Here is a 14063-nt window from a genome sequence, read left to right as displayed (position 1 = left end):
CATTTGTTCAAGTGCTTTTTCTAGTGTCTGAAAAATATCGATTAGATGTGTATAATAAGGGGGAAGAATAAATATAAACTGAACAAATACGTTAGGAGCATACATAATGAAACTTATTGCATCAGATTTAGATGGTACATTATTAGATGAAGAGGGCGTTGTAAGTGAAGAAAATATAGCGGCAATTCAAAAAGCAGTTGCCCATGGTATTCGATTTGTAGTAGCAACTGGAAGATCATATGATGCAGCCAATACACCACTAAAGCAAGCTGGGATTACGTGTCCCATTATTAGCTTAAATGGCGCAGTCGCTTATACAGAGGATAAACAATTAATTCGAACAGTTCCGATGGATAAATCGGTTGCAAAGCAGGTTTTGGAAGTTTGTCGAGAAGCTGATATGTACTTGGAATTTTTCACGACCAATGGAATCTATTCGGTAAGCAAGAAATACTTCTTAGAAGTGCTTGTCGATATTATGAAATCAGCGAATCCCAATGCATCAGAGACAGAAATTCGGGAAAAAGCAGAACTGCGCTTTCAGGCTGAACCAGTCCAATTCATCGCTGATTACGATGAAATATTTGCTATAGAAAACTTAGAAATCTATAAGATTCTTGCTTTTTCGCTTGATAAAGAAAAGCTCGCATCTGCACGCGCACAGCTTAGCGGAGTAGCAGGAATGGCAATCACATCTTCTGGTGATATTAACTTGGAATTTAACCATCAAGATGCCCAAAAAGGAATTGCCTTAAAGCATTTAGCAGAAAGTATGGGAATTGACATGGTTGATGTGATGGCGATGGGAGATAACTGGAATGACGAAAGTATGCTCCGAACTGCAGGCCGAGGTGTTGCGATGGGGAATGCATCAGACGAAATTAAAGCACTTTGTTCCTATACAACAAAGGCAAATTATGATCATGGGGTCGCTTTTGCTATTGAGGAAATGTTGCGGACAATAAATGCCTAAATTGGTATTGAAAAGGAGGCGGGCCGAATCTAGAGCGAGAATTGGGCCCAGCTTCCTAGTGCTTATAGTGAGCCCCATTTTAATTTGGAAATACCTTCACAAGACTTTACACAAATGTGTTTCATAATATGTATTACAGCAATAAATTCATTATAAACTGTTCACCAATAGGTCCGACTTTTCTCTTGCCTGTATCTTGAAACCCCACCTTTTTATATAATTGCTGGGCAGCTATATTTTTATGGTTAACAGCTAAAACGATTTCATTACAATTCGGAAATTCATCGGATACGAATTTCTTGAGTAGATTCATCGCTTGTTTTGCGTAGCCTTTTCCTTGCTGGGAGTGGTTTATTGAAAAGGAGGTTAACAGCATGGCCTGCTGATTATTTGTATAATCCTTCACTCGCTCAGTTGCATGCAATAAAAAGAAGCCAACCGGTTCAGTATGATAAAGGATAACAATACGAAACTGACCTTCTGATACATTTGCGAAATTTATTGGTAATGAAGTAAACTGACTTTGCTCTTTAGGCAGTTCAAAAGAATGCAGTAGATTTACGTGTTCATTTGAAAGGTGTTTTAGCTCTATGAAATTAGTTATATCCATTTTATTTCTCCTCATATGAATTATTCATCAGATACAAATTGCGTACGTTAAGATTAAACTACGAAATGCATTTGTTATATTTATAAGGATAAACAAATCACCCTTCACTTTGTATTGCCTTTACGTGCATATCTTTTATCGGCCGCACTTAGTATAAGTAAGATAGCAATTCCCAAAATAATTGCTTGTATAATCACAATCCATTTTCCAACTGAGGCTAATAATGAAAGCAAAAATAACAAGATTGGACTAAATAATATTAAAGAAAAACCAATTACAAATGCCGACTTTTCAGGAAATGATTTGATTTTATCTAACATTTTTTCACCTTTTTCATTTGTTTTAGTACAAACCACCAGTTGAAATATCCTGACCGATTAGCGAAATAATTAATTATATAGATTCAATCGTTTTAGCTGTACTGTCAGCAGTCGATTTTCTATAATATGCTCTGATGCAACGGTTATTATTGCGGTCATGTGGAATCCCCTAGGGTTGTTTTTACTTTGCCAATATAGAAGATTTGTCTAAAAGGGTTTAAAGATAATTCATTAACAATGACATCCCGCCGTTTTCTTTATGTATATTCTATCATAACCTTTCAGAATACACCTTCCAATTCTAGTGGTGATTAGAAATTTTGTGCACCATATAAGATGGGGGTATTGTACAAGCGCAAAGGTCTGCTAACAACGAAATTTTACCATTTACTTATGGAGAACTATCTCATCTTTTGCGGCTTCTCAAGAAAGAACTCATAGCCCATTAATGCTATAATAGAACCACCAATACTAGAAAGGATGGATACATATGGCTCAAAAATATATCGGATTCGCTGGCACATATACGCGTGAAAGCAGTGAAGGGATTTATCGTTTTGTTCTAGATGCTGAGGCAGGCAAATTAGAAGCTGCGGAGGTAGCGGCAAAGGTCGGCAGTCCGACTTATTTGGCGATTAGTGAAGATAAACGTCAGCTTTATTCTGTTGCACAACAGGATGGGCTTGGTGGTGTACATGCTTATGAAATCGTATCTGACTCAGGTGAATTGCATTACGTTAATGAGAAGCTGGAAGAGGGAGCGCCGCCGTGTCACCTTGATATTCAGAATGGTGTGCTAGTGACTGGGAACTATCATAAAGGAACGGTCGATTTATTCCAAGCACATCGTCCAAGTGCGCTTGCGCTAAAAGGTACTGTTCAGCATGAAGGGAATGGTCCGCACGAACGCCAGGAAAAACCACATGTCCACTGTACAGCACAAACACCTGATGGAAGGTATGTCATTGTCGCAGATCTTGGTACGGATGAGCTTGTGACATACAAAATAGAAGGTCAAGCACTTGTAAAAGTAGCGACACTTCATGTAGAGCCAGGCAGTGGTCCGCGTCACCTTGCATTTCATCCAGATGGCAAGACAGCATACTTAATGACAGAGCTCAGCTCTGAAGTTATTGTGCTTGATTACGATGCAGACCAGGGAAGCTTTACTGAAAAACAAAAAATAAAAGCTATTCCATCAGATTTTAACGAAACAAATGATGCAAGTGCCATTCATATTACATCAGACGGAAAATTTGTTTATACTGGAAATCGTGGTCATAATAGTATCGCTGTATTTCAGGTTGATGAAGAAACAAAAGAGCTCACACTAATTGAAATCACATCAACTGGCGGGAATTGGCCACGTGATTTTGTACTTGATCCTAGTGAGTCATTCATCGTTGCATCGAACCAGAAGTCAGGCAACCTTGTATTATTTGCTCGTGATCAGAAGACAGGTAAGCTGACCCAGCTCGATTCCGTTGTAGATGTCCCGGAAGTAGTATGTGTGAAGTTTTTAGGTTAATAAATACAACAAAAGGTCAGACACAGCAGAAATGTGACTGACCTTTTTAAAAATGAAGCTTTATTGGAGGCAAGTAATGCAGTTTTATTCCTGCATGAAAAGTTATAGACATACGAGGACAGGAAATGCTGGTGATTATGGGGCAAGATACATTTAAAAGAAATAAAACAGCACAACGACGAGACTGATACTTACCTTAGCAAGAAATCGCATGGTGCACCTCCATCATTCATTATGTATCTATAGGTAAATCATACTATAGAATAATGAAATACTTGTGAAGCTGCAGTGAAGTTTATGTAAATTTTTAAAATGAAAAAAGGAACCAGCTGTATATGCCGATTCCAATTAATGATTAATGACGTTTACTTAACCAAAGGACACCAGATTTCGCAAGGCGTGGCAGGAATCCGGTAAATGGTAACTGCATCATATTACCGAAGCCATCGGATTTGCCTAGGGATCCGAGCGTGCCTTTCAACTTAATTTCCTTCGGTTTCTTTGGTGCTTTGTCACGCAAGACAGCTAAGAGAATGTCTGCGATCTGCTCACCTTGCTGACCGGCTAACTGGGCACTTGGAGAGAAATTAGAAGCTGCACAGTCACCTAATACATATACATTCTGCTGTGCCGGAACTTGATAAAAGTCATTAACGATAATTTTTTCCTGAATATCTTTTTCAAAAGGTAATTCACGTACCAAATAATTTGGTCTTACACCAGCGGTCCAGATGGTCACGTCGTTTAAGAAACATACGCCATTGTTACAAACCCCATCTTTCTCAACATACTCTACATTTGAATTATGTATGACATCCACATCATTTGAAACAAACCATGATTCCACATATTGTTGAATTTTGGAATCGAACGCTTTTAAAACCGTTGAACCGCGATCTAAGATACGGATATTCAAATCAGGTCTGCTTTCACGGATTTCGGAAGCAACTTCAATCCCACTTAGTCCCGCACCAACGATTGTAACCTTACCATAAGCACCTAAATTCCCAATTGCAACCCCAGTCTCACGAGCTTTAGCAAACGTTTGAACACTTTTGGTGAACTCTTCGGCACCTGGGATACCATGGTAATTATCTTCACAGCCTAGCCCAATCACTAAATAATCATAGGAGATTGTATCTTCTGGATCCTCAAATAGAATCTGCTCATTTTCTGTATCAATTTTTGTGGCTTCATTAAAAACGTAGTGAACGCGTTTGTCATCTGGAAATTCAACTCGAACATCTTGATCTGCAACTGTTCCTGCTGCAATCGTATAGAATTCTGTTTTTAGTGAGCGAAATGGGTTCCGATCAACAACGGTAATCTGCAAATCCTCCGGTAAATACTGATCTAATAAACCAGTGAGGATTTTAATACCACCATATCCGCCGCCTAAAATAACTAACCTTTTCACTTGAATAACCCCCTAAGTAATGAAACGCTTTCTGCCGGTCCACCTAATAGATTACCAAAGTTAAGGTGAACTGTCATCATCTGAATCGAATGAATAATTTTTCGTGTATATATGCTGAAAATACGCTAAAATGGGAGTAAATAGAATAATGGGAGGTAATCGGAATGGAACAGATTCAATATGCAGTTCAAGATGAATATGGTCAAGACTATGCTTGGTGCTATGGCTGTGGGCGGCTGAACCAAGAGGGTCTGCGTTTAAGAACAGGTTGGCAAGGCGATCAAACCGTTACGATTTATACGCCGAAAAAGGAGCATACAGCGATTCCTGGATTTGTGTATGGAGGTTTACTTGCATCACTTGTTGATTGTCACGGGACTGGGTCTGCTTCTTTAGCAATGCATCGTAAAAATGGATATGAGCCGGGGGATGGTGTCGAACCACCAAGATTTGTAACAGCATCGTTAAATCTAGATTTTCTAAAGCCGACTCCTCAGGATGTTCCGTTAAAAGCATTTGGTACAATTGAAGAAGTACACCCGAAGAAATGGAAGATACATACAGAGGTATTTGCTGGTGAAACACTTTGTGTAAAAGCAGTTGTCGTAGCAGCAGTGATGCCGAAATCATTCACTACAGCTTAAAAGAAAAATAGGAGGACAACTATGCAGAAGCTAAACATACATTCGCTCCTAGACGTTGTTGGAGAGCTTTTCTCCGATGAAATTTCAATTGCAGTTACAACCACGACGGAATATATTTACTATCTTCCGAGTAAACGGATTGATTTAAAGATTCAACCAGGTGACCCGATTAAAGAGGGGACGCTTGCACATAAAGCAATTATCTCGGAGCAAAAGGTCTCTAAGTTTATTAACCGAAATGTTTATGGTGTCCCTTACCATGGAATGGCTGTCCCATTTCATTTTGAAGAAAGACTAGAGGGGTGTGTACTGGCAATCTATCCAGCGTGGACGGAAGGGAAATCGGTTGTTACGGTGAAAAACGATGATGGATGGAAGCCGATATCGTTTTCCGATGTGATTTATTTAGAGGCAAAAGACCGGAAAACGCATGTTTTTTCGGATCACTACTCTGGGATACATTCCAATACTTTGCAGCAATTTGAATATATGCTCCCCGTTGAGTCATTTATTCGCTGTCACAGGTCATACATTGTGAATGTTCATCATATCAAAGAAATTTTTCCTGACACGCATTCCACATTTTTGCTGGCGATGACCAATGATGTAAAGATTCCTGTAAGCCAATCCTATGCAAGCTACTTTCGAAAGTTGTTAGGATTTTAACAGTTATTGCTGTTTTATCCGCATATTTAAGTACTTTAATCAAAAAATAACTATCTCCCTCTTGTTTTTCCGAAACGTTTGATTATTACGTTAAAATAAATATAATCATTGAATAAAAGAGGGATGCTTTTATGGGAGGAAAATTAAAGCGCATACATCCCCGAGTGCTTCACGAGCGGCTAGTGTCCGCAGAAGAAGCGGCATCATGGATAAACGATGGAATGACATTGGGGCTAAGTGGGTTTACTCGTGCTGGTGATGCGAAAGCGGTTCCGACAGCATTGGTGGAACGTGCGAAAAAAGGTGAAGCTTTCAAAGTAAATGTGTATACAGGGGCTTCACTCGGTTCGAACATTGATAAAATGTTTGCAGAAGCAGGAATTGTTGCAAAAAGATTGCCATTCCAAGCAGAACCTTTGATGCGAAAGGCGATTAATACAGGGGAGCATCTATTTGTAGACCAGCATTTATCACATACGTCTGAAATGCTGCGTGCGGATGTTATTGATCGTGTAGATTACGCTATCTTGGAAGGGATTTCGATTACGGAAGATGGAATGCTCATTCCAACTACTTCTGTTGGGAATTCACTTTCGTTTGCTGAGACAGCGGAAAACATCATAATTGAACTGAATACAGCACAACCAGAAGCGTTAGTGGGATTGCATGATATTTATAGCCCGAACAAGCAAGGTGAACGGGATCCGATTCCATTAACAAAGGTCGACGGGCGGATTGGGACGCTTGGGATACCACTTGATTTCGATAAAGTGAAGGGGATTGTATTCACCCATCAAGAAGATTCCCCATCAACAATCGTTCCGCCTGATGAGGAAACAAAAATGATGGCAAAGCATCTCCTAGGATTTTTACGATCCGAGATTCAAGCAGGTCGCTTAACGGAATCACTTATGCCGCTTCAATCGGGAATTGGCTCGGTTGCAAATGCGGTATTACATGGTATGCTTGATTCAGAGTTTGAAAATCTGGTAGTCTATTCGGAAGTATTGCAGGATGCGGTATTTGATTTAATCGATGCTGGTAAAGTCACATTTGCTTCGGCATGTTCCCTAACCTTGTCAGAGGAAAAGATGCAGCAGGTTTTTGGTGAGTTTTACAAATACCGAGATAAATTAATTTTGCGACCACAGGAAATTTCCAACCAGCCAGAGATTATTCGCAGACTTGGGCTAATTTCAATTAATACTGCATTAGAGTTTGATATTTACGGTAATGTGAACTCAACGCACGTTAGTGGTACGAAAATGATGAATGGAATTGGCGGCTCTGGAGATTTTGCACGAAATGCACGGCTTGGGATTTTCGTTACAAAGTCAATTGCAAAAGACGGAGACATTTCGAGCATTGTTCCATTCGTGTCACATGTCGATCATACCGAACATGATGTTGATGTGGTGGTTACGGAGCAAGGTTATGCGGATTTACGTGGATTAGCTCCAAGGGAGCGTGTACCACTTATTATCGAAAACTGTGCACATCCAATGTACCGCGAGCAGCTATGGGATTACTACAAGGAAGCACTTGAGCGTGGAGGGCAGACCCCTCATGTGCTGGAAAAAGCATTCTCATGGCATGCTAGTTTTAAAGAATCAGGTACGATGCGAAAGCTAGTTGAACAAAAGTAAGATGAAACAATTGGGGTTAAATATAGTATAGAAAAACACATGGGAAGAGGGCAGACTTCTCATGTGTTTTTTAGCGGAAAGCGAAATGCAGCATACGACATATGCTGCATTTCCTGATTTCATTCGCATAACAATTTTTCACTTAAGCATACCATTCTCGAATCTTTTCATCTGTTGGCAGCAAGTATGTTAGAAATCCTAATAAAGGAAGAAGGGAAATCATAATCATGGTCGGTGTCAGCCCGATAAAGTCAATTAGCGTTCCGAGAGCAACCGAGCCAATTGCCCCCATCCCAAATGCTAATCCAACAATTAAACCAGACATCGTGCCGATTTTCCCTGGAACAAGCTCTTGTGCATAGACGACGGTAACGGAGAAGCTGGACATTAAAATAACTCCAATGACAGCAAGTAAAATAATTGCAAGAACTGGACCAACATGTGGCAGCAATAATGCAAGTGGTGCAGAAGCGATTAGTGAAAATAGGATGACGGTTCGCTTTCCAAATCGGTCTGCCAGTGGTCCGCCTAAAAATGTTCCAACAGCCCCCATCGCTAGAAACGTAAAGATATAGACTTGAGATTTAGCAATTGTAAGGTCGTAGTTGTCAATTGCGTAAAATGCATAGAAGTTCGAAATAGCAGCCTGATACCACGAGCGGGAAAAAACAAGAAAAATTAACACGATAAGTGCACTTTTAATTGCCCGGGACATATTTTTATTCGGTTTTACTGCTTTTTGAGCTCCCTTCGACCGGGAAAATTCTTTAACCCTGGCAGCATACCATTTTGCGATATGCATAAGAAAAAAGACAGCGAGCGCAGCGATTAATGTAAACCAAATGGCTCCAAATTGTCCTAACGGAACGAGCACTAATGCTGTAATGACGGGTGCCAATGCTTGCCCGGAATTTCCGCCTACTTGATAAATTGATTGAGCGAGCCCTCGCTTTGTCCCGGCAGCAAGATAGGCAACACGTGAACCTTCTGGATGGAAAACGGCAGACCCTAAACCAATAAAGACAACGCTTATGAGGATCATCCAGAAGTTAGGAGCCAAAGCTAAACCCAGCATCCCAAACATGCTACTCGTTAGCCCGATTGGTAAAGCGTATGGGATTGGATGCTTATCCGTGTACATACCGACCAATGGTTGCATCACGGACGAAACCATATTTAATGTAAACGCAATGAGTCCAAGCTGTGTAAATGTCAGACCTAATGATTGTTCTAAAATAGGGAACATCGCTGGGATAACAGCCTGAAGCGAGTCATTTAATAGATGACATGTTCCAATGATAAATAAAATTGAATAGACTGGCTTGTTACTAAATGTGGAGCTTACCTTCTTCTTTAGTGCCTTTTCCAACATATTTCCCTTCTTTCTCATAATAGAAAAACGAACAATGTGATTAACCTTATTGCTATTGTACAACTGATGCTAAAAATAGCAATGGTTTTTGCCCTGAATAAAAATAGTTAAAGAGGTTCATACTGCCTGACAGACATCCTGTACTTTAAACAGATTCAAATGATTCACAGCAGAATGAGCTCTAGTATGCCTGTAAAATTGCAGAAATTTTAATAGATATATGGTATCATATAAACTTATGACAATTAGTAGAGGGGTTTACGATGACAAGAAATACTTCCATTCCATTTACGGTTTCGAAAGATGATAATTTCTTTGATCGATTAGGAGATTATATTGGTGATGTATTTTATGATATTTTGCCAGAACAAGGATTTGAATTACGTGATGAACAAATTTATATGGCCTTCCAGCTTGAGCAGGCATTTAAAAATAAACATACGATATTTGCTGAAGCAGGTGTAGGTACAGGGAAAACGCTTGTCTATTTATTGTATGCGATTTGCTATGCACGTTATAAAGGAAAGCCTGCGATTATAACGTGCGCAGACGAAACATTGATTGAACAGCTCGTGAAAAAGGGCGGAGATATTGAAAAGCTAGAAAAATCGCTCGGACTTGAGGTTGATGTACGACTAGCAAAGGCGAGAGAAAACTATGTGTGTATTAAAAAGTTAAACCCGCTTGCTGAAATAACAGACGATGAGGATATCTTAAGTGTGCATGACGAGATTCCGGAATTTGTTTTTGACACGAGTGCAGTAATGAAATCGTTTGAACGCTATGGTGATCGTAAAGAATACCCGTGGGTTTCTGATGAGAAATGGGAGAAGATCGCTTGGGACCCGCTCCAGCAATGTGCTACCTGTGACTGGAGACACCGCAGTGGCCAAACACTGAATCGAGAATACTACCGCCATGCCAAAGATATTATTATTTGTTCGCATGATTTTTATATGGAGCATGTGTGGACAAAGGAATCTCGTAAGCGGGAAGGACAATTACCATTGCTCCCAGAAGCAAGTTCTGTTGTATTCGATGAGGGGCATCTTTTAGAAGTTGCCGCACAAAAAGGGCTGACCTATCGATTTAACTTTGAAAACTTGACCAATGTGTTGACAGGTTATATGGGTCAGGATGTTCGTGAAGAATCATTGCTTTTAGTAGAAGATATTTTAGCATTAAATGACGAATGGTTTGAATTATTAGGTGAGACAGCTGTACCTGTAGAAGGATCGAACCGTCAGGACATTCCTCGAACGGACACCATGGTGGACATGGCTAAGAGGTTGAATGGAATGGTTCAGCAATTACTGGAACAGTTGGTCTTTGATGCAGAATTATTTTCCATGGATGAATACCATACGAAGATTATTGAGGAATACTTGGAGTTCTTCAGTTATGGTTTAATGAACTTATTGAAGGACGACCAAGGCATCTATTGGCTGGAAGAAAATGATACGACAACAAGTCTAGTTGTTATGCCGCGCTTAGTAGAAGATGTTTTGGAGAAGGAAGTATTTTCACAAAATATCCCATTCGTCTTCTCGTCGGCAACACTTTCACAAGGTGGAGATTTCACCTATTTAGCAGAGAGCTTAGGAATTAGTGACTTTGACTCGTTTACGGTAGCTTCTCCATTTGATTATGAAGAAAATATGAAGCTAAACGGTCATATAGAACAAGAACAGACGATGAAGTGGGAACAAATCGGAGCCCAGTTAAAAGGTAACCATGGCCATACACTTGTCCTGTTTTCTTCTGAGAAAGAAATGAATCAATTTCGGAAGTGGGCAGACACGCAAGAGTGGGATTTTAGGATGCTCTATGAAGGAGAGTATGAGATTAGTGCGACAGTAAGGAAATTTCAAAAGGAAGCGTCTGCGGTCCTATGCACCCATAATTTATGGGAAGGACTCGATGTCCCTGGAGAAGCATTAACACAAGTGATTATTTCGTCCTTGCCATTTCCGCCGAAGGATCCCGTATTCCAAGCAAAACGCAAGCATGTCAGCGACCCAATCATTGAGGTTGATCTGCCTTATATGCTGCTTCGTCTCCGTCAAGGGATTGGCCGCTTGATACGAACAACAGACGACCACGGCGTTATTCAATTATGGATGACAGAAGAAGATAAAATATTATATCAGAAAAAAATAGATGACATTTTACCGGTTGAGATGAATTGGTAAGATATATAGAAGAGGCAGTTATTGATAACTGCCTCTTCTCTTTTTAGCTTTCCCATCGTGCCATGACACCAAAAGCAAAAATAAAGCACCTATCTGCCGCACTATGACACCAAAAACAAAAATAAAGCACCCACCCACCGCGCCATGACACCAAAAACAAAAATAAAGCACCCACCCCGCCGCACTATGACACCAAAAGCAAAAATAAAGCACCATCATGTTCCGCCATCAATTCCTCCATACCTTAAAACCGATTTCTGTTCTAAAATAGTTGAATTATTAGTTCTATAAGTATAGAATAAAGAAAAGTCTAAAAAGGAGGAATTGCATGGACGTTATTAGTGCAACTGTGAAAAAACGAGAAACGTACAGCGTTCACATTAAATATTCGTCACTTTGGGAATGTGCATTGGGCATAGCGGCTATTACAAATACAGCCCTTATTGATTCGTTGGAAAAGTCGATTAGCTACTGGAAGGAAATGCGGGAATCTTTATCACATCGGTTACGTGAGCATCTCGAATATGTTGAAAAAAATAACACATGGAAGGCATTACTTCAGCTATTACATCAAAAAGATTTCACAACACTTCAAGAGTTTACCTCCTATATCGAAATGCTTTCAGAAAAGAGATTAAAATTTATTTGCCTGCCATTTGTTGGAGATGCGTATCAAGAGCTAAGAGAACGTGCTGCATGTCGAGAGAAAGAAGCAATAGAAGCGTTACAGTCACTTACTGCTGCAAATCCATTTTTTCCGGAATACATTGCTTTTATTAGTAACATGGAACAAATGCAATTGAAAAAGCATCTGGTTGAGGTTATGACAGACTGGTATAAACAAGTTATTGAAAATGACCCCGAGCAACTGGAAAAAATCCTGCAAGCAGATGTAGCAGCCAAAAAGAAAATGGAAGTAAAAATGGATCCAGAGGAATTTGTTGAATGGGCAACTGCTGGAATCACATATCTTCCAGAGCCGAGCGTCCACCATGTGCTTTTAATTCCACATGTTACGTATCGGCCATGGAATATTGTTGCCGATTTGGAAGACACGAAGGTGTTTTACTATCCAGTCGCAAACGAAAGCATTTCACCCGATGACAGGTATTTGCCAAATGACTTTTTATTGCTAAAGTACAAAGCACTTGGAGATGAAGCAAGACTGCGGATAATTAAATTATTGTTCGAAAGAAATCGTACACTTCAAGAAATTACAGAAAGAATGGGAATGGGCAAATCCACCATACATCACCATCTTAAAATATTGCGTGCAGCACAATTAGTTGAAATGAAGGACACCAAGTATGCGCTCAAAACAAAAGCAATTGATTCGTTAACAAAGGAATTAGCACTATACCTTCACCAAGAATAGACCGATAATTCTAAAAGAAACTGGTGAGTTATGAACTTATATAAAAACAAATCCTTTACACGTATTTGGGCAGGAAATGCATCCTCTGAATTAGGCGGCGCATTCGGAACATTTTGTAATTCTTTACTCGTCTTTGAATTGACAGGGTCCCCTATGGCTTTAGGAAGCATGTGGCTGCTCTATTTTTTACCATCCCTCCTACTCCAATTATTTATCGGTCCCTATATTGATCGCTGGAGCCGAAAATGGATCATGATTATTGCGTTATGGAGTAGGGCAGCTATTTTCCTAATCCCGCTCATAGGCTATATGACAGGTACATTAGCACCTTGGCATATATACGCCGTTCAGCTCGCCGTTGGTTTAATTACACCTTTGTATGTTCCGGCAAATCAAGCAATACTTCCGACTCTTGTTGCCAAGGAGCAGCTGTCAACAGCAAATGCGTATGTTGATGGCATGGTTCGTTTAATGATGTTACTCGCTCCTGTATTAGCTGGAATTGTCATCGAGTACATCGGAATTCATATTACCTTACTGCTTGTCTGTCTTTTACTAGCTGCAAGCGGAAGTATGCTGCTAGGTATTCGTGAAGGGAGTCGCCCACAGACGACAAGACAAACCTGGCTGGAACAATTTACTGAAGGAGTCGGATATTTTTTCAGGCAAAAAATTATTGTTTGGCTAGGCGTTTTCCTTGCAGTTGTCCAGTTTGGTGTTGGGGTAACCCTGGTCATTGCGCTTCCTTATATAACCGGGGAATTAAACGAAAGCTATGCAGTGTATGGATATTTTATGGCTGGTTTTCCACTTGGTTATGTTATCGGTACACTGCTCGTAGGGAAAATTAAGTTTCGTGACCGTCGTTTCCTAATGCTGGGAGCACTCGTTATTGGGGGTATGACCTATATTAATTTAGGAATAACAACATCGATTTATTTGGCAATCACAACAGAAATCGTTGCAGGTATAGCGATGGCAATTTTTAATGTACATAACCTCACGATATGCCAGCAAATTATTCCAAATCATCTTATGGGAAAGGTCTTCTCTGTTCGTCTGTTAATCATTAGAGGGATGATGCCGATTGGCGTATTAATAGGAGGCGTTTTCAGCGAGATTTGGGGAATTAGATCGCTGTATCTAGGGATTGGTTCTCTCATATGCGCGATTTCTCTGTTTGGTCTATTACTGCCGTATTTCAGATTTATCACGCATTAACGGACTGTAATACCCCCGCCTATAAGCATGAGGGAACCAAAAACTTGTGAAAGCGGGGGATAAACAACCCGTAAATTCTTGATTCTGTTTAACTAACAT

At 40.0% G+C, this 14063-nt stretch carries 12 protein-coding genes; 8 read left to right on the top strand and 4 right to left on the bottom strand.

Translation table 11 applies throughout. The features are described 5' to 3' along the window. Window positions 1-106: 106 nt before the first annotated feature. Window positions 107-973 (top strand): Cof-type HAD-IIB family hydrolase, encoded by an 867-nt coding sequence (locus MHH64_RS00545; RefSeq protein WP_340002472.1) that lies wholly within the window; start codon window positions 107-109, stop codon window positions 971-973. Between the two features lie 133 nt (window positions 974-1106). On the opposite strand, the gene MHH64_RS00540 is transcribed toward MHH64_RS00545, so the two are convergent. Beyond that, window positions 1107-1583, bottom strand: coding sequence for a GNAT family N-acetyltransferase (locus MHH64_RS00540; RefSeq protein ID WP_303446907.1), 477 nt, complete (start codon window positions 1581-1583; stop codon window positions 1107-1109). Window positions 1584-1687: 104 nt separating this feature from the next. Then, window positions 1688-1939 carry a hypothetical protein gene (locus tag MHH64_RS00535; protein ID WP_340002471.1) on the bottom strand — a complete coding sequence of 84 codons (252 nt, stop codon included), beginning with the start codon at window positions 1937-1939 and terminating at the stop codon, window positions 1688-1690. A gap of 448 nt (window positions 1940-2387) precedes the next feature. Between MHH64_RS00535 and MHH64_RS00530 the strand changes: the two genes are divergently transcribed. After that, on the top strand, window positions 2388-3431 hold the full coding sequence (locus tag MHH64_RS00530) for a lactonase family protein (RefSeq protein WP_340003242.1): 1044 nt from the start codon (window positions 2388-2390) through the stop codon (window positions 3429-3431). Window positions 3432-3786: 355 nt separating this feature from the next. Here the strand turns inward: MHH64_RS00530 and MHH64_RS00525 are convergent, their stop codons facing one another. Further along, on the bottom strand, window positions 3787-4848 hold the full coding sequence (locus tag MHH64_RS00525) for an NAD(P)/FAD-dependent oxidoreductase (protein ID WP_303446905.1): 1062 nt from the start codon (window positions 4846-4848) through the stop codon (window positions 3787-3789). A 164-nt stretch (window positions 4849-5012) separates the two neighbouring features. Here MHH64_RS00525 and MHH64_RS00520 point away from each other — a divergent pair, with 164 nt between their 5' ends. The 3 genes from MHH64_RS00520 to MHH64_RS00510 all read left to right on the top strand — a co-directional run bounded on the left by MHH64_RS00520 (window position 5013) and on the right by MHH64_RS00510 (window position 7804). Beyond that, on the top strand, window positions 5013-5492 hold the full coding sequence (locus MHH64_RS00520) for a PaaI family thioesterase (RefSeq protein ID WP_340002470.1): 480 nt from the start codon (window positions 5013-5015) through the stop codon (window positions 5490-5492). A gap of 21 nt (window positions 5493-5513) precedes the next feature. Further along, a complete protein-coding gene (locus MHH64_RS00515) occupies window positions 5514-6158 on the top strand; it encodes a LytTR family DNA-binding domain-containing protein (RefSeq protein ID WP_095314091.1) in 645 nt (214 codons plus the stop codon). Window positions 6159-6289: 131 nt separating this feature from the next. Then, the gene (locus tag MHH64_RS00510) at window positions 6290-7804 is read left to right on the top strand and encodes an acetyl-CoA hydrolase/transferase family protein (RefSeq protein WP_340002469.1); all 1515 of its coding nucleotides are present in this window, start codon (window positions 6290-6292) and stop codon (window positions 7802-7804) included. 142 nt (window positions 7805-7946) lie between these two features. Here MHH64_RS00510 and MHH64_RS00505 read toward each other — a convergent pair whose 3' ends face one another. Continuing rightward, the gene (locus tag MHH64_RS00505) at window positions 7947-9176 is read right to left on the bottom strand and encodes an MFS transporter (RefSeq protein ID WP_118888439.1); all 1230 of its coding nucleotides are present in this window, start codon (window positions 9174-9176) and stop codon (window positions 7947-7949) included. Between the two features lie 263 nt (window positions 9177-9439). On the opposite strand from MHH64_RS00505, the gene MHH64_RS00500 reads away from it, so the two are divergent. From MHH64_RS00500 to MHH64_RS00490, 3 genes are all read left to right on the top strand, one after another. After that, the gene (locus MHH64_RS00500; RefSeq protein ID WP_340002468.1) at window positions 9440-11368 is read left to right on the top strand and encodes an ATP-dependent DNA helicase; all 1929 of its coding nucleotides are present in this window, start codon (window positions 9440-9442) and stop codon (window positions 11366-11368) included. Window positions 11369-11696: 328 nt separating this feature from the next. After that, entirely contained in the window at window positions 11697-12743 is a 1047-nt protein-coding gene (locus tag MHH64_RS00495) for a winged helix-turn-helix domain-containing protein (RefSeq protein ID WP_340002467.1), read from the top strand. 30 nt (window positions 12744-12773) lie between these two features. Continuing rightward, window positions 12774-13964 carry an MFS transporter gene (locus MHH64_RS00490; protein WP_340002466.1) on the top strand — a complete coding sequence of 397 codons (1191 nt, stop codon included), beginning with the start codon at window positions 12774-12776 and terminating at the stop codon, window positions 13962-13964. The last annotated feature ends 99 nt before the right edge of the window (window positions 13965-14063 follow it).

Origin of the sequence: Oceanobacillus sp. FSL K6-0127, from assembly GCF_037983385.1 — a bacterium.
Lineage (GTDB): Bacteria > Bacillota > Bacilli > Bacillales > Amphibacillaceae > Oceanobacillus > Oceanobacillus profundus.
Note: the sequence above shows the minus strand (reverse complement) of the source record. Positions and strands in the feature narration are given on the sequence as shown.